A 26,856-nucleotide genomic window follows, 5' to 3' on the forward strand; every position below is an offset into this window, starting at 1 on the left:
TTTCCGTTTTTTTGTAGTCAGAAAAATAACAATATAAATTGCTATATACTATGTTATTAAGATCCACTCTTCTTATTTTTTTATTTTGCTTTATTTTTATTTCAAATAAAGCCTTTTCACAATGTGCTGGAGCAAATAATTCTATTACAATTTGTAATAAAGATGCTGATCCTAATTATCAAAATTTTAACCTTTTTAACCAATTAAATGGAGTTCCAGAAAATGGAGGTACTTGGACGGCCAACACTCCAATCAATCAACATGTAATCAACAAAACTACCGGTATTGTTAATTTATGGGCTATCAATCGATTTGGAGAACATAAATTTACCTACACAAATCCTAAATGTGGTGAAAGTGCAGAGATTACTATTCTTCTTGGAGGTTACCCAGGAGAAGACAATGTAGATGGAGGTGCAAATGCATGTAGTGATAATAGTACTGTAGATTTATTTACGTTTTTGGATAATGATTTGATTAACTTAAGTGCCGATATTAACGGACAATGGAGTTCTGCCGCTGGTACACCTACTGGACTTTTAACTAACAATTTCTTTAATGCACAAGCAGCAGGAGTTGGTACCTATACTTTTACATATACAGTCGACAAAGTTGATACTTGCAACGCTAGAGAAGCTACAGTAGTTATAGAAGTACATAGAGCAGCTAATGCAGGAACTTCTCAAGACATTAAAATTTGTGACACAGACGATTTAAGCCCCTATACCAATGTTAATTTATTTGATTACATCATTGGAGGCGACTCAAATGGTATATGGGTAGATGAAAGTGGAACCGGTCAAATTAGCGGACCATTAGATGCTACTATAAATATTCAAGAAATCTATAATAATTTCGGGTCAGGTAAATTTGATTTTAAATATACTGTATATCCTGTACATGGAGTTTGTGGTGAAGAAACTGCAACGGTCTCTGTTATTCTTCCTAAAATATCAGGTGAATTTTCTGTTCAAAATCAATGTAGAGAAAACTCATTATTGATAAAAATTTTACATGATCGTACGCTAAACTCTATGATGATCTATAATTTAGAGTATGAAATAATAAACACTACCACTAATGTTGTCATGCATACTGACAAGATATTAGACATTAATATTGTTAACCCAGATGGAACAATCAATTCTCCTGAAATAACATTACCAAATACCACCTTACCTCCAGGAAGCTATACTATAAGAACAAAATCTATAGATGATATTAGAGGTATTATTTGTAATTCATTTACAGTAGTTGAAGATAGTTTTACTATTAATGAAGCAAAAGCCAAGTTAGAGAATACTTGTTATGATGGTGGAAATATCGATTTAACTATATATGATTTTTACAATAAAGATGGTAATTTATCAAATGATATTGAAAATGTTACATATACAATAACAAGTAATAGTACAACTTCAACCATAACTAATTATGATATTAATTTTGTAAACGGAGAAGCTATTATCCCGCTAGATTTATCTAAATTCCCTATAATAGAAAATGATTTTAATTTTAAAATCACTCCAGCTACTATGAACGGATTGAGTTGTATTAATTACAATTTCACTATTAATAGAATTCCTGATGACATTCAATTAGATTTAGCAATAGATAATAAATGTGATGCTTCAGATTTAAAAGTAAAAATTGATGCTCCGAAACTTACAAGTGGTGATTATACTATAAACTATAAAGTGACCGAAGTTGCTACTGGTAAAGTATTAACTAAAAATACGATTATTTTTAGTGGAGGAATAGCAAATTATAATATCGATATTACTAACTTAGACAAGGGTTTTTATAACGTAGTTTTAAAAAGTACTCAAAACGACACTACCCCTTGTAGAACAAAGTTTGACTTTGAAATCGAAGAAAACTTCTCTATAGATGGTATTCCAGAAGCTCCAGAACTTGATGCCAATCAAACATTTTGTACTTCAGATTTTCATCCAAATTTACCTACCCTAGCAGACATAAAAATAAAAAGTGGCGATAACTTATCTTGGTACGCTGATAACACTACCAACGTTAAACTTGATCCAAATACAATTTTAGTTGATGGTGAAGATTATTTCGTAAGCGCTACAAGTTTAAATACAAATTGTGAAAGCTCTAAAAGAACTTCAGTTATAGTTACGATACACGCGCCTCAGAATGTAACTTCAACAAATACCACACCTTTATTTTGTGGTATAGACAAACCTACTCTTGCGAATTTAGATGCTGTCGTTAACTCAGGAACTCTTCTTTGGTATGATAGTTTATCAGGTGGTAATTTATTAGCTCCTGATACGCTTTTGGTAGATGGAGTTACTTACTATGCTACAGAAAGTATCAACGGATGTGAAAGTATTAACCGATTAGCTTTTAATATTACAGTTATCAATCCTCCTAAACCTCAACTAACTGGAACTACACTTTTATGCGCGTTGGAAAAACTTACTCTTTTAGATTTTGAAAGCTCATTGACCAATACCACTGGTCATGAATTTATTTGGTACGATGCTTCAACAGGAGGCACAGAGCTTGATAAAGCTGATTTATTAGAAGAGGGTATTGTATACTATGTAGCTAATACGCATATAAATTCAGGATGTGAAAGTGAACGCACTCCTATTGAAGTAACACTTAACAACTGTAACCCTGAAGATTATGACTTTTTTATCCCTGATGGTTTTTCACCAAACGGAGATGGTGTCAATGATTTCTATTACATTCCAAATATCAAATATTTCTATCCAGATTATCAATTAGAAATTTTTAATAGATACGGTCAACTACTTTTTAGAGGAAACATCAATTCACCTAAATGGAATGGGCAAAACATGTCGAATAGCGATGTTACAAGTGGAGTTTACTTTTATATTCTTAATTATAACAGAGACAATATTAAAGCTAAACAAGGAAGAATTTACTTAAGTAAATAAGAATATGAAAAAGATCTTTTTAATAATTGTATTTATCAGTACGTTGAGTAACGTTTTTTCTCAACAAGACCCACAGTACACCAATTACATGTACAACCAAAGTGTTATAAATCCAGCCTATACAACTAATGAACTGGGAGTAATTAACTTTGGTTTTATGCACAGAACTCAATGGACAAATGCTGTTGGAGCACCTAAAACATATACTTTTTTTGTACACACTCCTATTACAGAAAAATTTGAAGTAGGAGTATCTTTAATAACAGATAATATTGGTGATGGAGTATTAAGAGAGAATAATGTTTATGCCGATTTTGCTTATATTTTATCACTAAGTGAAGGACATAAACTTTCCTTAGGATTAAAAGCTGGACTTACTAATTTTAGAACAAATTTTGCTGATTTTAAGTTCCCTGATGACGATCCTCTTAATGGGATATTAACTAACGATACTGCTTTTGATAATCAAAATAAAACATCTCCTAATTTTGGAGTTGGAGCATTTTACTTTACCGACAAATATTATGTAGGACTTTCAGTTCCTAACCTTTTAAACTCGAAGCACATTACAGAAAAGAACGGTTTAAGAAGTATCGGAGGAGAAGAAATCCACTTATTCTTAAATGCAGGATACGTATTTAGATTAAGCGACGTAGTTAAATTAAAACCTTCAACATTGGTAAAGGCAGTAAAAGGTTCGCCTCTTGTTGTTGATGCTTCTATTAATGTTCTTTTTAACAACAGGTTAGAAGGTGGTTTATCATATCGGTTTGACGATTCTTTAAGTGCTATGTTTAATATAAGAGCTAGTAGTAGTTTAAAAATCGGATATGCCTACGATTATACAACTACCAACCTAAGCAACTTCAATTCAGGAACCCATGAAGTATTTGTCCTTTATGACCTTGATACATTAGGGCTAAAAAACGGTTACGATAAATCTCCTAGATTCTTTTAAAAAATCGATATGAAAAAAATAATAACCATACTAATTACCATATTCATCGTTAGTTTGAGTAATGCTCAAATTAATAGAGATTTAAAAAGAGCTCATAAATACTTTAATAGAACTTTTTATAGCCAAGCCATTCCTTTATATGAAAAAGTTATTTCAGAAAACAAAAGTTATGAAGCTATAAGAAACTTAGCAGATGCTTATTATTTTCTAAATAATATGAACAAGGCTTCAAAGTATTATAAATTACTTTTTAGAAAGTATCGTAAAATTATAAAAGAACCTTATTTTTTCAGGTATGCAAATGCCCTTAAAGCACAAGGAGAGTATAATAAGGCAAATAATTTACTCCGTTCTCATTATAAAGATGAGCAATTATCCGATTTAGAAAAATCAATAGTATACTTAGAAAATATAGCTGCAATAGGTAATCGTTATAAAATTGAAAACCTAAATATCAATACAGAAAACTCAGAGTTTGGTGCTATTCAAAAAGGAAATTCAATAATTTTTGCAGCACCTAAAAAAGAAGAAGGTTATCACAAACGTTTTGGTTGGACCGGAAACAATTATTTAGACATTTATGAGGTTTCTGTTAATCAAATTAATGAAGAAAATATTAAAAGTTTCTCTTCTTCAATTAACACAAAAGTTCACGAATCAAATATCATCTTTACCAAAGATGGAAAAACAGCATATTTCACCCGAAATAACTTAGTAAAAGGAAAACGAAAAAAGGACAATAAAAAAGTTACTCACGTCCAAATTTACAAAGCAGAACTCATTAAAGGAAAATGGAAAAACATAACTCCTTTACCTTTTAATAGCAATGAGTATTCTACAGAGCATCCAGCATTAAGTAATGATGAAAAAACACTTTATTTTGCCTCTGACATGCCAAATGGATTTGGTTCGTTCGACATCTATTCGGTAACAATACACAACAATAATACTTATGGAGTTCCTAAAAATTTAGGTGCTACAATAAACACAGAAAAGAAAGAACAATTTCCTTTTGTTAGTAAAGATGGTAAATTATACTTCTCTTCAAACGGACATCCAGGTTTCGGTTCATTAGATGTTTTTGTTAGTGCAATAACCAATAATAAATACTCTAAACCAGATAATGTTGGGCTTCCTATAAATTCAGGATATGACGACTTTTCTTTTAACATCAATTCAGATACAAAAGAAGGTTTCTTTGCGTCAAACAGACTTGAAGGAAAAGGAAGTGATGACATTTATAAAATTGTAGAAGAAAAACCTTTAGTTATTGAAGATTGTAAACAATACATTTCAGGAATAATTACTGATATTGATACTGAAGAAATTTTACCTAATACTACAATTATCCTAAGTAATAAGACAACCAATAAAGTCACTGAAATTAATACCGATAATGAAGGTAAATTCTTTTTTACTGTTGCCTGTGAAACAACATACATTGTAAAGGCAATTAAAGAAGGCTATAAAACTGAACAAAGAACACTAAGCTTAAACAAGGAACGAAAAAAGAACAACGATGCCTCAATGAGCTTGAAATCTATTTTACAACTAGAAAAAGAAAAAAGAGAAGCTATTGCTTTACAAAATGCTAAAGAAAAAGAATTAAAAAGAAAGCAAAACTTACAGCTAGAAATAGAAAAACAAAAAAAGATAAAAGAAATTATAGCTAAAGAAAAAGATATTGTTCCTAAAAATGGACAATTAGTTGTGAGAACAGATGATATTAACTTTGATTATAATCTTTGGTATTTAAGACGTGATACTAAAAAAGCAATAGACAAGGTTATCAAGCTTATGAAAAAATATCCTGATATGGTTATGGAAGTAGGAACACATTCAGACATTAGAGGTAATAACAAATACAACTTAGAGTTATCGCAAAAAAGAGCTACAGCAGTAAGAATGTATTTTATGAAAAATGATATTGAACCTGATAGAATTACCGCTGTTGGTTATGGAGAAACAAAACCAATTGTAAAATGTAAAACAGAAGAAGATTGCTCAGAAGAACAACACGAACTTAACAGACGATGTGAATTTGTAATTAAACAAATATTATAGATAAATATAAAAAGCAAGCTAAATGGCTTGCTTTTTGTTTATACCAATAGAAATACTTTAAGTATCTTTAAGTCGAAACTCTTTGAATAGTTATGTTCACTCACTTAAAATCGGTGTTAACACATTGCTTATTGCATTGTTCATAAACATTTAAGTGCTTTGAATAATTAAATGAATATAGTTATGAAAAAACTAACCTCAATTATATTAGTGATCTTATTTTCAACCATTGTAAACGCTCAAAAAAACTACAAAAACATGTGGGAAGAAGTTCATAAGTTTGAATTAGAAAACTTACCTAAATCAGCTTTAAAAGTTGTAGAGAAAATCTATGCAAAGGCAGAAAAAGAAAAGAATACTCCTCAACTAGTTAAAACCTTATTGTACAAGAGTAAGTTTTCTTTAACATTAGAGGAAAATTCGCAACTAAAAGTGATCAATCAATTCAAAAAACACATTGATCAAAGTGAATTTCCAACTAGCAATTTTTTAGAAAATATCTTAGCCAATCTCTACTGGCAATATTTCAATCAAAATAGGTGGAAGTTTTACAATAGAACTCAAACAAAAGAAAAAGTTGACCCTAATGATTTTAGAACATGGGATTTAAATACTTTGTTCAAAGAAATACATTTAACGTTCCAAAAATCATTAGAAAATAAAAATCAATTACAACAAATTGATATTTATACATTTTCTGATATTTTAAATATTGTAAAAGGCTCTAAGAGATATAGACCAACGCTTTATGATTTTTTAGCACACAATGCATTAGAATTTTATAAAACAACAGAAACAAATATTACCAAGCCAGCGTATCAATTTAAATTAAATAATAAAAAATATCTTAGCGATGTTGGTACTTTCAGTTCACTAAAATTAGAAAGTAAAGATTCATTATCACTTCAATTTAATGCTTTAAAAATCTATCAAGATTTAATCAACTTTCATAAAAAAAATAACAAAAGAGCTTTAGTTGACGTTGATTTACATCGTTTAGCCTTTGTTAACCAACATGCCGTTTTTAGTAACAAACAGCAAATACTTATAGCAACTTTAATCGCATCGCAAAATAACTTAAAAGGCAATGAGCTTTCTGGTTTATACGCTTACGAATTAGCAAAATCTTATAATGAACTAGGTAATTTGTACAAACCAGAAAAAAACACCGAATATCGATTTAAAAATAAAGAAGCGCTTGCTATATGTAATGATATTATAAAACAATTTCCTAAAAGTAAAGGAGCATTAAAATGCCGTACTTTAAAGAATAAAATACTAGAAAAAACAATTCAATTAACTACTGAAAAAAATATTCCTTCAAACCAATTTTCTAAAACATTAGTAAACTATAAAAATTTAAATCAAATTTATTTCAGTGCTTACGAAATAAGTAAATCAGAATTAGAAAAATTAGAAAAGAGTTATCAGAAAAAAGAAAAAATTGAATTAATCAACACCTTAAAAAAAGTAAATTCTTGGTCTTCAAAATTAAAAAATGAAAACGATTACCAACAACATACAAGTGAGGTAATAATTCCTAAACTAGGATTAGGAAACTATTTAATAGTTGCTTCAACTTCTAAAAACTTAGAAGAAGCAATTATAGGTACAACTGATATTCAAGTAACAAATTTAGCACTAATAGCTAGAAATAATGATGGAAGAAAAACCTATCAAGTAGTTGATAGGAATACAGGAAAACCAATAAAAAATGCTAAAGTCAAATTCACTAACAATCCTAACCGTTATGAGAAAAAAATAGACAAATATTTCACTACTGATCATAATGGAGAATTTACTTACAATCCAAGTAGATATTACTATAATGTAATAGCTACCGTAAGTCACCAAAATGATACAGCTATTTTTAAACCGTTTTATTTAAACAAACGTTTCAAAAATAACGACGATTATAAATCACACATTCAAACCTTTTTATTTACCGATAGAAGCATATACCGTCCTGGGCAAATCGTTCATTTTAAAGGGATATCGATGAAGGTTTTTAAAAACAAATCGGAAGTTGTTACTAATAAAAATGCTATCGTTAATTTTTATGATGTTAATTATCAAATCATAAAAACTTTAGAATTGAAAACCAATAATTTTGGTTCTTTTTCAAGTACTTTAACAATACCAAATACAGGACTTACAGGAAGCTTTACTATTGAAGTAGAAGTTGAAGGTAGAGAAAATTCAACAAGAATAGCTGTAGAAGAATATAAGCGCCCAAAATTTGAAACAGACTTTAATCCAATTACGCAATCGTACAAAATAAACGATAGTGTTACGGTAAAAGGATTTGCAAAAGCATATTCAGGTGCCAGTATAACCGATGCAAAAGTTATGTACAGAGTACATAGAAAAGTACAATATCCTAGATGGTGGTATTGGTACAAACCAAGTTTTGTTTCAGAACCACAAGAAATAACTTTCGGAGAAAGTACTACAGATGGTTCAGGTAACTTTACAATCAAGTTCAAAGCTTTAGCAGATGAAAGTGTTTCTAAAGATAATCTTCCAATTTTTACCTATGAAGTTACCGCGGATGTAACAGATATCAACGGAGAAACAAGAAGCTCTACTACTTCAGTAAAGGTTGGTTATCATAGCTTAATTGCTACTATTGACATGGAGAATTCAATAGATAAATCGATTAAGAATAATTCATTTAAAATTGATACAAAAAATCTAAACGACGAATTTGTAGCGGCTAATGGAACAATTAAAATATACAAACTACAAGCACCGAATTATCCGTTAAGAAAACGTCCATGGAAAGCACCAGATTATCAAATAATACCAAAAAAAGAATTTATCAATAAGTTTCCTCATGAGGCATATCAAAACGAAGATAATGTGTACCAATGGAAAAAAGGTAAATTGGTTTTTGAAACAAAGTTCAATACAGTAAAAGAAAAAGAAATCCAGTTAAAAAACATTAAAAAATGGACTTCTGGAAACTATGTAGTTGAGTTAAATACCAAAGATAAATTTGATCAAAAAGTAACCGACAAGCATTTCTTTTCGGTATATTCTTTAAAAGATAAGCTTCCTTCTGACAACAAATTAGTACAGGTAACAACAGACAAAGAAAACTACAAAGCTGGTGATACTGCTATACTAACTATTAGTTCTAATTCGGAAGATATTACAGTAATGCTTTTTGTAGAAAAGAAACATCAAATTACTAGTTCTTATTACATAAAACTGGATAAGAATAGTAAAACTATAAAAATCCCTATAACTAAAGAGGATATTGGCGGATTTGGTATTACTTATTATTTTACCAATTATAATGCATTTGAACAAGAAGCAATAAGCATATCTGTTCCATATCCAAGTACAGATTTAGAAATTATCACAAATACGTTTAGAGATAAACTACAACCAGGTGCCAACGAAACTTGGAAATTTACCATAAAAGGAACACAAAAAGATAAGTTAGCTGCTGAATTATTGGCAAGTATGTACGATGCTTCCTTAGATCAGTTTAACGCACACCAATGGCAATTCAATCCAATTGAAAAACCAATTTATCATGCGTATAACACAGCTACGGCCAATCAAAGTTTTGGAAACACTCGATTTAACATACATAATTATTCAGATAGAAAAACCAACTATAGTTTCCCACAACAAAGTTATGACCGTTTAAATTGGTTTGGATTTAGTTTCACCAATAGAAGTTGGGCTAACAGGCAATACTTGAGTAATCTATCTATTCAACGTACTAATTTTGATGGAACTCTTACAGGAGTTGTAGAAGACGAAAGCGGTCCATTACCTGGCGTTACTGTTATTATTAAAGGAACCAATTACGGAACTGAAACAGATTTTGATGGGAACTTTAATATAAAAGTAAACAAAGGAGATGTTTTAGTATTTAGCTTTATTGGGATGGTAACTGTAGAAAAAACAGTTAGTGATTTCAAACATCTTTTCATCGGTATGGATAATGACAATGTTTTAGATGAAGTAGTAGTCGTAGCTTACGGAATTTCTAGAAGCGATAACAACAATACTAGAATGAGAGCAAAAGTCTCAGCTCCTGCAATGTCTGCTCTAGAAGGAGAAGCAGCTGGTGTAGCAGTAATGGATAAAGAATGGACACCTAAAAATTCCTCTAAGAAATATCAAGATATAAATACTGAAAAAGAAGACTTTTCAAAAGGAATACAGATCCGTAAAAACTTACAAGAAACAGCTTTCTTCTATCCGCATTTAACAACTGATGCAAAAGGAAATGTTTCATTTAATTTTACAGTTCCTGAAGCTTTAACAAAATGGAAGCTACAGTTATTAGCACATACCAAAAACTTACACTCAGCTACAAAAACCTTAACAACGGTTACACAAAAAGAGTTGATGGTAGTTCCAAATGCGCCACGTTTTTTAAGAGAAGGTGATAAAATTACCTTAAGTGCAAAAATTTCCAACTTATCAGATAAAAACTTACAAGGTTTAGCACAGCTTATACTAAGCGATGTCATTACAGGAAAAGAAATTAACTTGTTAGATAACTCTACAAAAAATCAATCATTTACTGTAGATAAGGATGGAAACACTAATGTATCTTGGAATTTAACTATTCCAACTACAGTACAAGCAGTTCAATACAAAGTAATAGCAAAAGCAGGTGATTTTTCTGACGGTGAGCAAAATGCTTTGCCAGTATTATCTAACAGAATGTTAGTAACAGAAACCTTACCAATGTGGGTTCGCTCAAATCAGACAAAAACATTTACATTAAATAAACTTAAAAATCATACCTCAACAACGTTAAAAAACCATAAACTAACTTTAGAGGTTACTTCAAATCCAGCATGGTATGCGGTACAAGCATTACCGTATTTAATGGAATATCCATACGAATGTTCAGAACAAACATTTGCACGTTATTATGCCAATACTCTAGCAAGTCATATTGCAAATTCTAATCCTAGAATTCAAGAAGTATTTAATCAATGGAAAACAAGTGAAGCATTGCTTTCTAATCTTGAAAAAAATCAAGAATTAAAATCCTTAATTATTCAAGAAACACCATGGTTACGAGATGCGCAATCAGAAACTGAGCAGAAGAAAAGAATTGCATTGTTGTTTGATTTAAACAAAATGAAAAACGAACAACATAAAGCAGTTAATAAACTTCAAAACATGCAAATGAGCAATGGTGGTTTTCCTTGGTTTAAAGGAGGATACTACCCTAGTCGTTATATCACCAATTATATTGCAAGTGGTTTTGGACATTTAAAGCATCTTGGTATTAGCCAATTTGATTCAAAAACTACTGCTATAATTAATAAAACAGTACAGTTTTTAGACCTTGAAATAGAAAATCAATATCAAGAATTATTAAAAGAAGCACAACGTGTAAAAGAGAGAAATGGAGAGAAAAAGTATATAGAATACTTAGCTAAGAACCATGTAAACTATTTTGTTTTACAGTATTTATACATGCGTAGTTTTTATAATGATATTACAATTGGTAACGAAACAAAAAAAGCTATTGATTATTACACAAAGCAAACAGCTAAATATTGGGATCAACAAAACTTGTACGGTAAGGGATTGGTTGCATTAATTCAACATAGAACAGGAACTAAAACAATTGCAAACAAAATTCTAAAATCATTAAAAGAAAATAGTATTACTTCTAATGAATTAGGAATGTACTGGAAGGCTAACAAACCAAGTTGGTTTTGGTATCAAGCACCTATTGAAACACAATCTTTACTGATTGAAGCTTTTTCTGAAATAGAAAACGACACCAAAACAATTGATAATTTAAAAATATGGTTATTGAAAAACAAGCAAGTAAGCCAATGGAAAACTACCAAAGCAACTTCAGAAGCAGTGTATGCATTACTATTACAAGGTAGCGATTGGATATCAGTAACCGATGCTGTTGATGTTACTTTAGGCGACCTTAAAATTGAACCAAGTAAAATGCCAGCAGTAAAAGTAGAAGCAGAAACAGGTTATTTTAAAACTTCTTGGAATACTTCTGAAATCACTAAAAAAATGAGTGAAGTAACCATTTCTAAAAAAGGAAAAGGTATTGCTTGGGGAGGTTTATATTGGCAGTATTTTGAAGATTTAGATAAAATTACTTCAGCAAAAACACCTTTACAATTAGAAAAGAAATTATTTAAAAAAGTAAACTCAGATACTGGTAAAAAACTTATTGAAATAACCGACAAAACTTCATTAAAAGTTGGTGATTTAATTACCACAAGAATTATATTACGTTCTGATAGAAATATCGAATTTATCCATATGAAAGATATGCGTGCTAGTGGTGTTGAACCAGTAAATGTATTATCAGAATACAAGTGGCAAGACGGTTTAGGATATTACCAAAGTACTAAAGACGCTGCTACAAACTTCTTTTTCGATTACTTACCCAAAGGAGTATATGTTTTCGAATACGATGTAAGAGTAAATAATGCTGGTAACTTTAGCAATGGAATTACTACAATTCAAAGTATGTATGCTCCTGAATTTAGTAGCCACAGTAAAGGAACACGTATAACAGTTAAATAAAATTATTTAAAAGCTTAAACGCTCTTTAAATATATAGGATTGCCTTCTGGAGATTTCTATTTCTTCTCCAGATTGCATTTCTATTTTTAATTTCCCATTAAACCATGCCACTACTTTTTTTACATGGTTAATGTTTATTATTTGCTGTCTGTTAGCTCTAAAAAACAATGCCTCTGGTAACTTTTCTTCTATTTGCGCAAGCGACTTATATATGAGTGGCTTATTGTCTTCAAAAAACACTCTAGTATAGTTTCCTACAATTTCAAATAGAGTTATATGTTTTATTTTCACCAACCAACAACGCTCTCCCTCTTTTATAAAAATTTGTTTTTCTGGACTTAACTTATTTGCTGTTTTTTCTTCTTTACTATCATCTTTACTATGCTCTTCTACAACTTTCTCTATAGTTTTAGCAAAACGCTTCGGATTAATTGGTTTTAATAAATAATCAAAGGCATTGTATTCAAATGATTTGATAGCATATTCATCAAAAGCTGTTGTAAAAATAGTTATAGGAACTTCATCTAACATTTCCAAAAGCTCAAAACCGTCTTTCTCTGGCATATTAATATCCAAAAACAATAAATCAGGATTCTTTTTTGTAATCAATTCAAAGCCTTCATCTACATTTTCAGCTTCTCCTTCCAATACTATTTCCTTATGCTCTTTTAATAACTCTTTCAACTCATTTCTAGCCAAACGAGAATCTTCTACTATAACCGCTTTTAATTGTTTCATAATAATGGTATTTCTATAATAGCAACAACTTCTTTTTCTCTTTCCTCTAAACTAAAAACAGCCTTAGACTCATACAATAACTCTAATCGTTTTTTTATATTCTCTACCCCTACCTGAGTAGTTTTATTGTCTTTTTTTAAAACTCCTGAATTTATAACACTGATGAATAGTTTCTCAGAATCTACCTTAGTTGATAATAAAACTCTTCCTCCTTCTTTTAATTTAGAAATCCCATGTTTAATAGCATTTTCTATTAGCATTTGAACGAGCATTGGAGGTATTTGTACACTAAGAGATGAATTATCTATTACAGTCTCATAATGCAATCTATTTTCAAATTGAATTTTAGAAATATCAATATACTTTTCTACCATTTCCAATTCGTCTTCCAATGCAATGGTTGTAATTGAATTTTGAGTAAGTGCGTAGCGTAACGTTTCTGATAATGATGTTAACATTTGTCTTGCTTTTCCTACATCTTCTAACATTAACCCCCTAATATTATTTAAACTATTAAACATAAAATGAGGATTAATTTGTCCTTTTAAAGTATTTAACTGCGATTCTTTTAAAGTTGCTTGCAAAACTAGGTTTTTCATCTTAGCTTCTTTTACCTCAGTATACAGATTAAATGCGGTAAAAGACACAAACCATATGATCCAATTAAGCCAATTAAAAATACGAGTTGCAAACTTACCGTGGTAACTTGATTTATTCAGAAAATATTCATGTAACAAATCTATCAAAGGCCAAAAAACATAATTAAAAATAACAGAAGCAATTAGCATTAACAAAACTAAATACAAGGCTTTAACAGTAACTTTTTTATTTTTAGTAAATGTTTCTAAACCAATTTGAATAACTCCTGTTAATAGTACACCTAAGAAAAACCAAAGCATACATTCTGAAACCAGATAATAGATTAGCTCCCTACTTTTTCCTAAATCACTAATTTTCATCACATATGAAGACATTAATGTAATTGCCCACACACTGTAATTAGGTATTGCTTTTTTTGAGAAAAAATAATTCATCTTTAAATTTCTTATAGCTATTGTTAGAAGTTATTCAAAAAAGTAAATGTATTTATTTTGTGGTAATATCAACTAAATAAGGAGCCAATAAATAACCATCTTTAGAGCGAAAAATATCTGTTATTAATAATTGTTGTCTTAAATTAGGTTGCAGAGCAATTTTATAAGTAATCTTCTTTTTGTCTTTAGACCATCCTACAATATCAGTTATCGCTAATAAATTCTTTTCACCCAAAGGTCCTATTCGTAAATTTACCATGGTAGTATCCATTGCTTTAGAAAACTCAAGTGTTATTGTTTTAATAGTGGTATCAACTTTTGCTGAATTATTTTCAAATTCGCTAATGCCAATAACACGAGGTCTGTGACGCTCAAACTCTTTTTTATATACAGCTATTGGTTTTTCAAAATACTTAGATGCATCTATAAATTTATAAACCTCATCTTCATCTAAATAATCCAACTCAATCATTTCTTTTATCGCTAGCTTCTTATCTTTAGCTTTCTCATAATAACTTTTACAAATGGCATACCCCACATAATAACCTAAATCTCCTACTTTAAACTGATTGTTAGTATTGGACCAAAACCATCTGATTTCAAATTTGGTAAACATTTCCTTTACAAAGACATCCTTTATCTTTTTATCGTGTTTTTTACCATAAATAATACTTTCGTTTGGCGATGCGATGTCTAATGACTTTTCAGCAACAAACTCCCCTACTCCTTCAATTAATGTTTTAGATAATAACGAATTGGCTATAGTAGTATCCTGTTGTGTATGTACATATTCATGTACGTTACCAAACACAATACTTTCATCAGGAACATTTAATTTAAAGTGATTTAGCAAATTAGGAAAGTCTTTTTTTAATTCAGAAGTGTTTACAGATAAATCACCCAAGGCAACCTCAGAACCGATAAGTACTTTATCATCCATAGTAGTTCCTCCTGTTTTAAGTGCTCCAATAGTAAAATATATTGTAGCAGGTCTTGCTTCTGGATATAAACTCTTAAACCGCTCAATTCCTTTATGTATCGCTTCTTTATATCTGTTTATTTTCAAAGTATTAGGTCGAACTGTTTCCCAAAATTTAGGATACTTGTATATTGCTTTCATATAAGAATCGGCCGTATATTTTCTCGCTTCCATAATAGCTTTTAGTCCGGCTGTACCTTTATTTAAAAACAGTTCCTTTAAATAATTAATTTGCTGAGTAGAATCTTTTGTTTTTTTAATTTTATCATAAGCCTCCCAAAAATTAGTTACATCTGTACTTATAATTGTATTTGGATGCTCTTTAATAGATGTACAACTTGAAAAAAGTACTGCAATTATTAATATTTTTAACGTTTTGATCATAATAGTATATTTTGAATTTTTGCTCAAAACTAACTTGATTCTAAAAGGTTAGAAACAGAATTATGACCAACGGTAAAATAAACTAGTTTAACGGAATTATGACAATACTATTATCTTCAGTAAACCGTTAATTAGTATATTCGCATAACATTAAATCAGAAAAAAATGAAAAAAACACTTTTAACTATCGGGTTATTTTTAGCTGCATTTACAATGCAAGCACAAGACATTTCTGAAAATGCTATTGGGGTACGTTTTGGAGATAATAATGGTTTTGGAGGAGAAATCTCTTATCAAAGAAAATTAAGCGATAGCAACAGATTAGAAATTGATTTAGGTCTTAGAAAAGGAGATGCTTTTAAGGCTACTGGATTATACCAATGGGTATGGGCATTAGAGCAAAACTTCCAATGGTTTGCTGGTGCTGGAGGAGGAATAGCTTCTGCAAATAGTAGTACTGCTATTTTTGCTGCTGGTGTAGTTGGTATAGAATACAACTTCGATATTCCATTAGCAATCTCTTTAGATTACAGACCTGAAATTGGGTTTAGTGGTTTTTACGACGGATTTCAATCTGATTTTGGTTTAGGTGTTCGTTACCGATTCTAACAACCAATCTTAATATAAAATACAAACCTCCATTATTTGGAGGTTTTCTTTTTGCTAGCTTTTGCTAATGGATTATAATCTAAAGCTAATTGTAACCAGTAATGTAAATCTTCATCTAAATCAAAAGCTTCTTCAGTTAATATTACATAGCCTTTTACAGGTTTTCTTTTTCCACTAAAGCTCATATCTTCACAACCATCTTTTGTTAGTGCTTCCTCATAAATATCAGGATGTATTCGAGCCATTAATTCGTTTTTGTTTACAATAACACACATCTTATCATTAACCATAAAACAAAGCGATCCAAACATTTTCTTCTCATAAAAAGAAACGTGTTTCTCATGAAAAAACTGCGATATCCTATCGGTTAAAAACTCGTTATATGCCATAGTGAATGTTTTTAAAAAGTAATTTTTACGTAATTTAAAATTAAACTAAACATTAGAAAATATTCAACAAATTAACAATCTATTAATCTTTTCATTAAAAGTTCGTAATAGTTTACTAACAATTTCAAAATCCAATTGCTCTTTTTGATAAATAGTTTTGCATGAACTAATTCAACATCAATTATATACAAAATGAAAAAACTACTACTAGTTAGTATTTGTCTTTTGAGTTTATGGGGGTACGCACAGGACAAATCTAGTTTAAAAGGAAGAATTTTAGACGAAAGTAACCTTCCTTTACCTGGTGCCACTATTGTAATACCATCTTTAAAAATTGGTATTTCAAGTAACTTTAATGGATACTATGAACTTTTAAACATTCCAGAAGGAAATCATCTAATCTCAATTTCATTTATAGGATACCAAACAATTGAAGAAACTGTTTCTATACAAAATGGTGTTTTAATTAAGAACTTTTCGCTAGCTCCTAAAATGAACAAACTAGAAGAAGTAATTATTAAAGGAAGCATTGGAAAAGGACAGGCAAAAGCTTTAAATCAACAAAAAAATAAAGCGAATATTACCAACATTATTTCTGCAGATCAGGTTGGAAAATTTCCCGATGCTAATATTGGAGATGCTTTAAAACGTGTTCCAGGAATTTCAATGCAAAACGATCAAGGAGAAGCAAGAGATATTATTATTCGTGGTTTAGCTCCTCAATTAAATTCAGTGACTTTAAACGGAGATCGAATTCCTTCAGCAGAAGGAGACAACCGAAGAGTTCAAATGGATTTAATTCCTTCTGATATGATTCAAACTATTGAAGTTAACAAAGCAGTAACTCCAGATATGGAAGGAGACGCAATTGGAGGTTCTGTAAACTTAATAACACGTTCTGCTCCTAGTACTTTTAGAGCTTTTCTTACAGGATCATACGGGCGTAACCCTGTAAGAAATTCGCCTAATTATAATTTCTCAGCTTTAGTTGCTGATCGAATTTTCAATAAAAAACTAGGATACGTAATCAATACCTCATACAACTCTAACGATTATGGATCAGACAACGTAGAGTTTGAATGGGAACAAGAAAACAATAAAACCTACATTGGTGAACACGATATTAGACGATACGATGTAAAAAGAAATAGAATGAGTGTTGCTGTAAACTTAGATTGGAATGCTAGCAGCAACAATACTTTTTTCTTTAAATCAATGTACAACCAAAGAAACGACTTTGAAAATCGTTACCGATTACGTTTTAGAAAAATTGACCAGCCTAACGCTGCTGGAATTTCAAAAGCTGAAGTCCGTAGACAAACCAAAGGAGGAATTAACAACAACACCAACGATAATACACGTTTAGAAAAACAAAGCGTATATAAATTATCTTTGGGAGGTGAACATCTCATCTTTGGAAACATTAAATTGGATTGGAAAACGGGAATTTCAAAAGCGAAAGAAGAACGTCCAAACGAGCGTTATATTCGTTTTGAAAACGATGATATTGAAGTAACTCAAGACTTTTCAAGAGCAAAGTTTCCTAGTTTAATTCCAACAAACAACGACTTTAACGATCCTTCTAAATTTGTATATGATGAAGTAACTCAAGAAAGACGTTTTACTCAAGAGCGTAAAATTAGTTCTAACTTCAACATCTTAATACCAATTAACGCTACAGGAACTTATAAGAATTCTTTAAAATTTGGATTCAAGCACAAATACAAAGAAAAATTAAGAGATAATAATTTCTTTGAATATGATTTAGAAAGTCAGATTCCAACTATGAATGCTACAATTACTGCCGATTATACTGTAAATGGTTTCTTAGCAGGAAACAATTATAAATCGGGATTATTTACTTCAAAAGAATTTTTAGGAAGTCTTATTTTGGCAAATGGTGAAGCTGTATTGGATGAGTTTGTTCCTGAAAATTACGATGCCAACGAAAACATATATGCTTTCTATGGAATGCTACAACAAAAATTAGGTCAAAAATTCTCAATTATCGCTGGACTTAGAGCTGAAAAAACAACGATTGATTATAATGGTTTTGCTATTGATGTTGAAACTGCTCAAACAATAGACGACGCAACTAGAACATCGGGAAGTAAAAACTATACCAACTGGCTACCAAATTTTCATGCTAAGTACAAAGTAAATAAGAATACAATACTAAGAGCTGCTTGGACCAATACAATTGCTAGACCTAATTATTTCGATTTAGTTCCTTATAGAAATATTAATAGTGACGATATAGAAGCAGAATATGGGAATCCAGATTTGAATCCAACCGAATCTATGAACCTAGATTTAATGTTTGAACATTATTTTAGTAACGTAGGAATTATATCAGCGGGAGTTTTTTATAAAGACATTGATAAATTTATTTATAATTCAATTTCAAAAGAATCGATAACCATAAATGGAACTACAGATGTTTATGATGTAACAAGACCTTTTAACGGAGGTACAGCTGAAATCTATGGTTTTGAAATAGCATTACAAAGAAAATTAAACTTCTTACCTAGCTTTTTAAGAAACTTAACAGTTTATGGAAACTATACTTTTACAGATTCAAAAACAGATGGAATTGCTGACAGAAACGATGGTTTGCCATTAGCAGGTGCTGTAAAAAATATGTTCAACGCTTCACTAGCTTATGAAACTTCAAAACTATCGGTAAGAACATCGTTAAACTTTGCAGATGATTATATTTCTGAATATGGAAAAGACACCTTTACTGATGTATTTTATGATCAGCAATTATTTTTAGATGTAAACGCTGCCTATAACATTACTAAAAAGCTTCGTGTTTTTGCTGAAGCTAAAAACTTAACCAACCAAGAATTACGTTTCTACCAAGGAACTAAAAACCAAACTAGACAAGCCGAATTCTATAACTACAACTGGAATATTGGATTAAAATATAACTTCTAACAATGAGAATCATTTTTAAAATAATTATTACAGCTACTCTATTTATAGCTTGTAAAACAGAAAAAAAAGCAACCATACAAACAACCAATAGCAATCCTATAATTGCGTTAACTGCCGATGCTGAAACAACTCCTGTTACTTCTTACGACGATGCTGCCGATGATCCTTGTGTTTGGATTAATCCAAAAGATGTTTCAAAATCAACAATCATAGGTACCAATAAAAAAGAAGGTTTAGAAGTATATAATTTAGAAGGAGAACGCTTATATTCCTACAAAATAGGACGTGTGAACAATGTAGATATTCGAGATGGATTTGTACTCAACAACGTAACTGTTTCTGTAGTTACTGCAAGTAACAGAACACACAATACAATTTCTATTTTAATCGTAAAACCAACTGGAGAATTAGAAGAAGTTTCAGCAAGACCAATAACATCTAACTTAAATGAAGTTTATGGATTAGGAATGTATAAAAGCAAAGAAACTTCTAAAATATATGTTTTCTTAGTAGGAAAAGAAGGAGGCATAGAACAATGGGAACTATTTGAAAACAATGCTAAAATTGACGCTAAACTAGTCAGAAGTTTTGCACTAAAAAGTCAAGGAGAAGGAATTGTTGCCGATGATTTTTACGCAAAGATTTATATCGGAGAGGAAGAAACTGCTCTATGGAAATTTAATGCAGAACCTGATACTTCTATAGATGCTACTGAAGTAATTAGTACTAAAGATAAAAATATGCATCCAGACTTTGAAGGAGTTACTTTGTACGATTCAGGAAACGGTAAAGGTTATATTATTCTTTCTTCACAAGGAAACAATAGCTATGCTGTGATAGATAGAGTTAGTAATAAATACTTACATAGTTTCTCTTTAAAAGACAGCATTATCGACGGAACTTACGATACAGACGGAATTGATGTTACCTCAGTTAATTTGGGAGCTAAATATCCGAAAGGTATTTTCATCGCTCAAGATGGAGCAAATACTCAAAACAAAGACAGTTTACATCAGAATTTTAAAATAGTAGACTGGAGAAAAATTTCTAAAAACCTAACTTTAGATTAGTATTTTAGTAGTGTGTTGTAATGGAAGCCTCTATATTATTTAGAGGCTTTTTTTGGTGGATAACCTTTTAATATTTCTGTAATTACTTTTCTATAATGCATTACGCGTTCTTGCGGTGTACTACGTTGCTTCAACTCACTATTGGCTATTCCTTGCCAAACAAGTTCATCACTTTTACTTTCAACAAAATCAACAATCAATTCTTGGTTGATCTTTTTACTTCCAATAGGAATACCTCCAGAAATTCCAAAACCAACATTTCCGCCACCACTACCTAAACCAACACCAATGGTATTTCTTCTTTCTGATTCTCGCTCTTGAGATACGATATTGATAAAAATATCTGGATTATCAGACAAACGCATTCCTTTTGCTTTCAATTTATCAGTTAGTTCGTTAGTTACTCTTTTTACATCTAATTCATTCAAACCTTTACCAGCATCTTCAAAAAAATTGAAGGTTTTATAAGCTGTAAAATTTGTTTGACTATCGTAATCATATACCACTTTTGTAGAAGAACAGCTTATTAAAACGAATAAGAAAAGAAATGTTAAGTATCTCATAATTTAAAAATTTATTGATTAGCTATCAAAAAACGTGCCTGATAAAAATACAAAAAGCCTCGAATTAACGAGACTTTTTGATGATTAGTTAGTTGATTGATTTATTGAACTGCTTTTAAAGCATCGATATTTCCATATCCGTACTCTGAGTGTTTATTTGGATAAAAATCTGCAGACTCTTTCATTTTTTGCAATACCTGTGCACGAGTCCACGTTGGATGTTTCGCCCATACTAAAGCTGCAATACCAGCAGTTGTTGCTGTTGCTACAGATGAACCACCTACATAATTAGCTTGTCCGTTATAATAACTTAATACAGGAACTTTATTATCTGTTCCATTAGTACGTTGCATTTGAACTGTAAAATCGATTTTAGAACCAGAGTGACATACATCACACTTATTATATTGTCCTTCTCTCACTCCAGTTACAGCAACTGTTTCAGACATACTTGCTGGAAAAATAACTCCATACCAAGTAGTAAAAGAAGTTGAAGTTCCTCCAGCTGCTAATACCATTTTACCTTTACTATGTGCATATTTTATAGCATCCGATACATTACCAATGCTAAACGGATATCCTAACGACATTGATATTACTTTTACATCGCTTCTGTTAGCTAACGCAGTTAAAGCTTCTACAATACCTCTTTTTTCATGGTAATCGTCAATTACAACATTTTCAACAGCTCTATAAGAAACTAAGTTTGCGTTATATGCTACTCCAACAGGTAAGTTATCATTATTTCTAGGAGCAGTAGCTACTGCAGCCATTTTTGTACCATGACCACACTTATCGTTTACACCATCGTAGTTATTAGACCAAGCCCACCAAGAATCGACAAAAGTTCCATACTTCTGAACAAATCTTCCAGAAGAAGCTCCATCGTTAAAATATTGGTTCATCCATTTTTGCTCTGGCGATAATCCAGAATCAACAATAGCAAGTGTAATTCCAGCACCAGTACTATGATTCCATGCTTGTGGGATATTGTGTGCATCGAAAGACCAAGGTACTCTTGCTCCTGGCGATACCGTACGATAATCATTAGAACTTAAATTAGCCGTTCCATAACCACATCCAGATCCTCCAGATGATGATGAAGATGAACGTGCTTGATTATTTTCATCTACAAAACTATATCCAGTTGGCTCTATATAACGTACTCTACTATCTTTTAATAAAACTCCAATTGTTTCTTTGTTAGTAACCTTAATGTCTATTACATTAATATTTTCATCTACATATAATTCAGTAGCTCCTTTTGCAGAAGTTCCTTCTAAACTTCGAACTAAAGCAATTAAATCATTTTTAATAGTATTGGCTTCTGTACTTCTTGCAAAGTTATTTTTTGAAGTACCATAACCAATAGTTAAAATATTTTCTCCATGGTTTACTGCACTCCAAATTGTGTTTACTTCTTGCGAAGTCCAATCAAAATCTCCAGTAGATTTTAAAGATTTGTTAATAATTGCGTTGATTTCTTTTTTAGAAAGCACATCATTCTGAGGATCAGCGATTTCTAAATTGTCATTTTGAGAACAAGAAAACATAGCTAATACAATAGCTAAGCTTAGGATTTGTTTTTTCATAATATTGAAGGGTTTAATTAAAACTTTGCGAATATACTAAAATTTTAATATAATTTTAACAACATAATTAATTTAACCGTATTTAAATTACCAAAACAATAAACAAAACCTAATTTTATTAAGAAAAAAGCATAAAAAAAGAGCCTTAAAAAAGGCTCTTTAAAAAAATTGTTTTTAAGGATTATTTTTCTTCAATAACAACCCTAGTTGGGGTGTCTTTTCCGTTAATAATACTTTCAGTTCCTTTAGCCACTGCTTTTACAGTTTCAGTAAGAATACCAACATCTAAAGTTTCAGCTTCATCAGATACTTTATGATAATCTGCATCAACATCAATAGGTGTTGTTGAAAAAGTATGAGATGGCACTCCTAAACGTGCTAAAGAAGCATTATCAGATCTGAAAAATAAATTGAATTTCTTATATGGATCTGGGAATAATCTATATCCAGTACCTTCTAAATTTTTCTGAATAATCTTTCCAAAATCTGAACGCTCAAAACCAGTTAACCAAGCTGTTTTAGGTCCTGTTTTTGGCTCTTTCCCTATTAATTCTAAGTTTATTCCTGCTACAAATTTTGATGGATCTATGTCTTTTCCAAAATATTTAGAACCTACTAATCCCATTTCTTCAGCTGTAAAACATACAAACAAAATACTACGCTCGTTGTTTCCTTTTTTCGCATAATAATCAGCTAAAGCTAATACACCTACAACACCAGAAGCATCGTCATTGGCTCCATTAAAAATACGATCACCTTCTCCATCTTTCTTCATTCCTAAATGATCGTGGTGTGCCGATACAATTACAAACTCATCTTTTTTAGTAGTTCCTTCTAACACACCAATAATATTACTCATTTGTATACCATCGTGTGTAAAATCCTGGCGGTAAGTTGATAACGTATCAAAATGTTTTAAACCAATTCGTTTGTATTCATTTTCTATATACTGTGTAGCTTTTTCCATTCCAGGTGTTCCAGGCTTACGTCCTTCCATATCATCAGCCGCCAACGTATATAAGTGTTTTCTTACCAAAGAAGAATCTATGTGAACTGGATTTTGTAATTCTTTTTTAGGAACTTCTACAGTATTTTTTGTTTCTTCTGCATCCTTATTTTTAGGTGTTTTACAGGCTACTGTTAGCACTGCTAAAGCCATTACAGTGTATATAGTTTTTTTCATCTTATTTAATTTAAAAGGCTAAAGATAGCCAATTTAATTTCTTAATTTTGTTCAAAATTTTTAATCATGGATTTAAACCTTATTCCCAATATAAAACACGCCGATTCTAATAACTTTTTCCTTTTAGCTGGCCCATGTGCTATTGAAAGTGAAGAGATGGCATTAAGAATTGCTGAAAAAGTAGTTTCTATAACCGATAAATTAGAAATTCCTTACATCTTTAAAGGGAGTTTTAAAAAAGCAAATCGTAGTAGAATTGATAGCTTTACAGGAATTGGTGACGAAAAAGCTTTAAAAATATTAAAGAAAGTTTCTGAAACTTTTAATGTTCCTACCGTAACTGATATCCATGAAGCATCTGATGCTGCTAAAGCTGCTGAATATGTAGATGTTTTACAAATTCCTGCCTTTTTAGTACGTCAAACCGATTTAGTAGTGGCTGCTGCAAAAACTGGTAAAGTTGTTAACTTAAAAAAGGGACAGTTTATGAGTCCTGAAGCCATGCAACATGCTGTTAAAAAAGTACACGATGCTGGTAATGAAAAAGCATGGATAACAGATAGAGGTACAATGTTTGGATACCAAGACATGATTGTTGATTTTAGAGGTATTCCTACGATGCGTCAATACGCTCCTACTATTTTAGATGTTACCCATTCTTTACAACAGCCAAACCAATCTAGCGGAGTTACTGGCGGTAGACCAGATATGATTGAAACTATTGCAAGAGCTGGTGTTGTAAACAATGTAGATGGATTATTTATTGAAACACATTTCGATCCTTCTAATGCTAAGAGCGACGGTGCAAATATGTTACATCTTGACTACTTAGAAAAGTTACTTACCAACTTAACTTCGATAAGAAAAACTATAAATAATTTATAGGCACAATTTTTGATAAATAAAGTTGTTTTAACTCATTAGTATGAAGCAACTTTATTTTTTCCTTTTCCTTACAGTCTCAACCTTATCGGCACAAGACTTTTCTGCTGTAGATAATACAGTAAAAACTTACCCAAAACATATTACTGCTGAAAAATTAGCAGCTCAAATTGCTACTGATTTTACTTCTGATGAAGATAAAATAAGAGCTATTTTTATTTGGTTAGCCAAAAATATTCGATATAACTTAGATGAGTATTACAACCCTAAGCAAAAAAGAATAGGTTTTCGATATAGAGATGAAGCTGAAAAACAAGCTAAGTTAAGAGCTATTAAAGACAATATTGTTAAAAAAACTTTAGCTAGTAGAAGTGCTGTTTGTGAAGGTTATGCTCAAACATTTAGTAAAGTTTGTACACTCTTAAATATTGAAAACGAAGTTATCAAAGGCTATGTACGAAATTCTTCTCGCGATATTGGCCGTATAAGAAGTACCACAAACCATGCTTGGAATGCTGTTAAAATTAATAACAAGTGGCAATATGTAGATCCTACATGGGCAGCTGGAGCAGTTACCAATGGAAAATGGCAACGTAATTTTAATAACTATTTTTTCAACATTCCAAAGAGCAAATATTTCTTTACACATTATCCAGAAGAAACTGTATGGCAACTTAGGGTAAAAAGAATGACAATAGACGAATATTTTAACCAACCAATTTATAATTCTCCTTTTCTTAAAAAAGATTATATCTTAAGTAAACCAAGCTCAGGAATTTTAAAAAGGAATGCCGATTCTTCAGTGAAAGTTACTTTAAAAAATGTAAAACCTACTCAAAGAATTCACTTTGGTTTTATTGGAGATCGATATGTTAAAGAACCGGAAGTTACTTTTAAAAATAATACTGCTCATATTAGTATAGTTCCGTCTGCTAATAGCAAAAGAGCTTTTTTACTTATTGATGGAGAGGTCGCACTTGAATTTCTTTTAATCTAAATTTATTATATTGGACAGCAAAAAGCTGCCCTATGAAAAAAATTACTTTTTCCTTATTTATCTTTTTCTACAGTTTAAATTTCTTTTCACAAGATTTAGAAATGGTTGATAAAGTTATGTTGTCTTATCAGGAACCAAAATCTATTGAAGATTTGGCAGAAAGAATAAATTATGATTTTAAAACTGATATAGAAAAAGTTAGAGCAATTTTTAAGTGGATGTGCCTAAACATTGAATATAATACTCCAAGTAATAAAACACTAAAAAGCCCAGAATTAATATATTACTTTAGTGAAGATGATCTTAAAAGAACACATGTGCGAATGCAAGAAGAAGTAATTTATAATGTTTTTAATAAAAGAAAAGCTGTTTGTTTAGGATATACTCAATTATTTAGTAGATTATGTAATCTAATGCACATAGAAAATGAATTAATCTATGGGTACACTAAACGTTCTGTAAATAAAATAGGCTATATACCAAATAGAAAAAATCATGCATGGAATGCTGTTAAAATTAATAATAAATGGCTATTAATTGATGTAACTTATGGTGCCGGTTATCTTTACAAAGGCGTATGGCAAAAACAAACAAACCTAGATTATTTTGATGCTAAAAAAGAAAAATTACGAATAACTCATTTCCCTACTTCAAAAAAATGGCAAAAATATTTAAAGCAAAAACCTTTGAAAGAATTTTGTTATGAACCTTTCTATCAAAATGCTTATTTGAAGTACAGGATTAAAATTATAAAACCTAATATTGGTGAAATTACCATAAACAAAGAGGACAACATACTTCTAAAAATCAAGAAGATAAAAAATATTGACAATATTAAATATTTATTCTCCCATGAAAATAAATTAAGAACTGCTCGTATTAAAAATGATGATTTCTCTACCAATATTTTCTTTAAAAACCCCAAAAAAGATACAAGTCTTCATATATACATAAAAAACGAATTAGCTCTAGAATATAAAATAAAAACTGAATAA

17 protein-coding genes are annotated in these 26,856 nt (G+C 30.6%); 10 read left to right on the top strand and 7 right to left on the bottom strand.

Going from position 1 to position 26,856, the window contains the following annotated elements:
* Window positions 1-50: 50 nt before the first annotated feature.
* From F7018_RS12165 to F7018_RS12180, 4 genes are all read left to right on the top strand, one after another.
* Complete coding sequence (locus F7018_RS12165) at window positions 51-2,930, top strand: T9SS type B sorting domain-containing protein (protein WP_150900337.1); 2,880 nt, start codon at window positions 51-53, stop codon at window positions 2,928-2,930.
* Window positions 2,931-2,934: 4 nt separating this feature from the next.
* Window positions 2,935-3,888, top strand: a complete 954-nt coding sequence (locus F7018_RS12170) for a PorP/SprF family type IX secretion system membrane protein (RefSeq protein ID WP_150900338.1) — start codon at window positions 2,935-2,937, stop codon at window positions 3,886-3,888.
* Window positions 3,889-3,897: 9 nt separating this feature from the next.
* Window positions 3,898-5,952: an OmpA family protein gene (locus F7018_RS12175; RefSeq protein ID WP_150900339.1), complete on the top strand. Its 2,055-nt coding sequence runs from the start codon at window positions 3,898-3,900 to the stop codon at window positions 5,950-5,952.
* 183 nt (window positions 5,953-6,135) lie between these two features.
* Window positions 6,136-12,501, top strand: coding sequence for an alpha-2-macroglobulin family protein (locus tag F7018_RS12180; protein ID WP_150900340.1), 6,366 nt, complete (start codon window positions 6,136-6,138; stop codon window positions 12,499-12,501).
* Between the two features lie 6 nt (window positions 12,502-12,507).
* Here the strand turns inward: F7018_RS12180 and F7018_RS12185 are convergent, their stop codons facing one another.
* The 3 genes from F7018_RS12185 to F7018_RS12195 are packed head-to-tail and all read right to left on the bottom strand — an operon-like array spanning window position 12,508 to window position 15,636.
* On the bottom strand, window positions 12,508-13,239 hold the full coding sequence (locus tag F7018_RS12185; RefSeq protein ID WP_150900341.1) for a LytR/AlgR family response regulator transcription factor: 732 nt from the start codon (window positions 13,237-13,239) through the stop codon (window positions 12,508-12,510).
* A complete protein-coding gene (locus tag F7018_RS12190) occupies window positions 13,236-14,273 on the bottom strand; it encodes a sensor histidine kinase (protein ID WP_150900342.1) in 1,038 nt (345 codons plus the stop codon). The genes F7018_RS12185 and F7018_RS12190 overlap by 4 nt, the downstream gene beginning before the upstream one ends.
* A 52-nt stretch (window positions 14,274-14,325) precedes the next feature.
* Window positions 14,326-15,636, bottom strand: a complete 1,311-nt coding sequence (locus F7018_RS12195; RefSeq protein ID WP_150900343.1) for a hypothetical protein — start codon at window positions 15,634-15,636, stop codon at window positions 14,326-14,328.
* Window positions 15,637-15,801: 165 nt separating this feature from the next.
* Between F7018_RS12195 and F7018_RS12200 the strand changes: the two genes are divergently transcribed.
* The gene (locus F7018_RS12200) at window positions 15,802-16,245 is read left to right on the top strand and encodes a hypothetical protein (protein ID WP_150900344.1); all 444 of its coding nucleotides are present in this window, start codon (window positions 15,802-15,804) and stop codon (window positions 16,243-16,245) included.
* A 32-nt stretch (window positions 16,246-16,277) separates the two neighbouring features.
* Here F7018_RS12200 and F7018_RS12205 read toward each other — a convergent pair whose 3' ends face one another.
* Window positions 16,278-16,634: a TfoX/Sxy family protein gene (locus tag F7018_RS12205; protein ID WP_150900345.1), complete on the bottom strand. Its 357-nt coding sequence runs from the start codon at window positions 16,632-16,634 to the stop codon at window positions 16,278-16,280.
* A gap of 192 nt (window positions 16,635-16,826) precedes the next feature.
* On the opposite strand from F7018_RS12205, the gene F7018_RS12210 reads away from it, so the two are divergent.
* Window positions 16,827-19,574: a TonB-dependent receptor gene (locus F7018_RS12210; protein WP_150900346.1), complete on the top strand. Its 2,748-nt coding sequence runs from the start codon at window positions 16,827-16,829 to the stop codon at window positions 19,572-19,574.
* A 2-nt stretch (window positions 19,575-19,576) separates the two neighbouring features.
* Window positions 19,577-20,644 carry a phytase gene (locus tag F7018_RS12215; RefSeq protein WP_150900347.1) on the top strand — a complete coding sequence of 356 codons (1,068 nt, stop codon included), beginning with the start codon at window positions 19,577-19,579 and terminating at the stop codon, window positions 20,642-20,644.
* Between the two features lie 35 nt (window positions 20,645-20,679).
* Here F7018_RS12215 and F7018_RS12220 read toward each other — a convergent pair whose 3' ends face one another.
* The 3 genes from F7018_RS12220 to F7018_RS12230 all read right to left on the bottom strand — a co-directional run bounded on the left by F7018_RS12220 (window position 20,680) and on the right by F7018_RS12230 (window position 23,982).
* On the bottom strand, window positions 20,680-21,207 hold the full coding sequence (locus F7018_RS12220; RefSeq protein ID WP_150900348.1) for a DUF4136 domain-containing protein: 528 nt from the start codon (window positions 21,205-21,207) through the stop codon (window positions 20,680-20,682).
* A gap of 101 nt (window positions 21,208-21,308) precedes the next feature.
* The gene (locus F7018_RS12225; protein ID WP_150900349.1) at window positions 21,309-22,799 is read right to left on the bottom strand and encodes a S8 family peptidase; all 1,491 of its coding nucleotides are present in this window, start codon (window positions 22,797-22,799) and stop codon (window positions 21,309-21,311) included.
* Window positions 22,800-22,980: 181 nt separating this feature from the next.
* Complete coding sequence (locus F7018_RS12230; protein WP_150900350.1) at window positions 22,981-23,982, bottom strand: M28 family peptidase; 1,002 nt, start codon at window positions 23,980-23,982, stop codon at window positions 22,981-22,983.
* Between the two features lie 66 nt (window positions 23,983-24,048).
* On the opposite strand from F7018_RS12230, the gene kdsA reads away from it, so the two are divergent.
* From kdsA to F7018_RS12245, 3 genes are read left to right on the top strand one after another with little or no spacing between them, the layout of a single operon-like run.
* On the top strand, window positions 24,049-24,867 hold the full coding sequence (gene kdsA / locus F7018_RS12235) for a 3-deoxy-8-phosphooctulonate synthase (protein ID WP_150900351.1): 819 nt from the start codon (window positions 24,049-24,051) through the stop codon (window positions 24,865-24,867).
* Between the two features lie 40 nt (window positions 24,868-24,907).
* On the top strand, window positions 24,908-25,861 hold the full coding sequence (locus F7018_RS12240) for a transglutaminase domain-containing protein (protein WP_150900352.1): 954 nt from the start codon (window positions 24,908-24,910) through the stop codon (window positions 25,859-25,861).
* Between the two features lie 32 nt (window positions 25,862-25,893).
* Window positions 25,894-26,856 (top strand): transglutaminase domain-containing protein, encoded by a 963-nt coding sequence (locus F7018_RS12245; protein ID WP_150900353.1) that lies wholly within the window; start codon window positions 25,894-25,896, stop codon window positions 26,854-26,856.

Source organism: Tenacibaculum aiptasiae (assembly GCF_008806755.1).
Classification (GTDB): Bacteria; Bacteroidota; Bacteroidia; order Flavobacteriales; family Flavobacteriaceae; genus Polaribacter; species Polaribacter aiptasiae.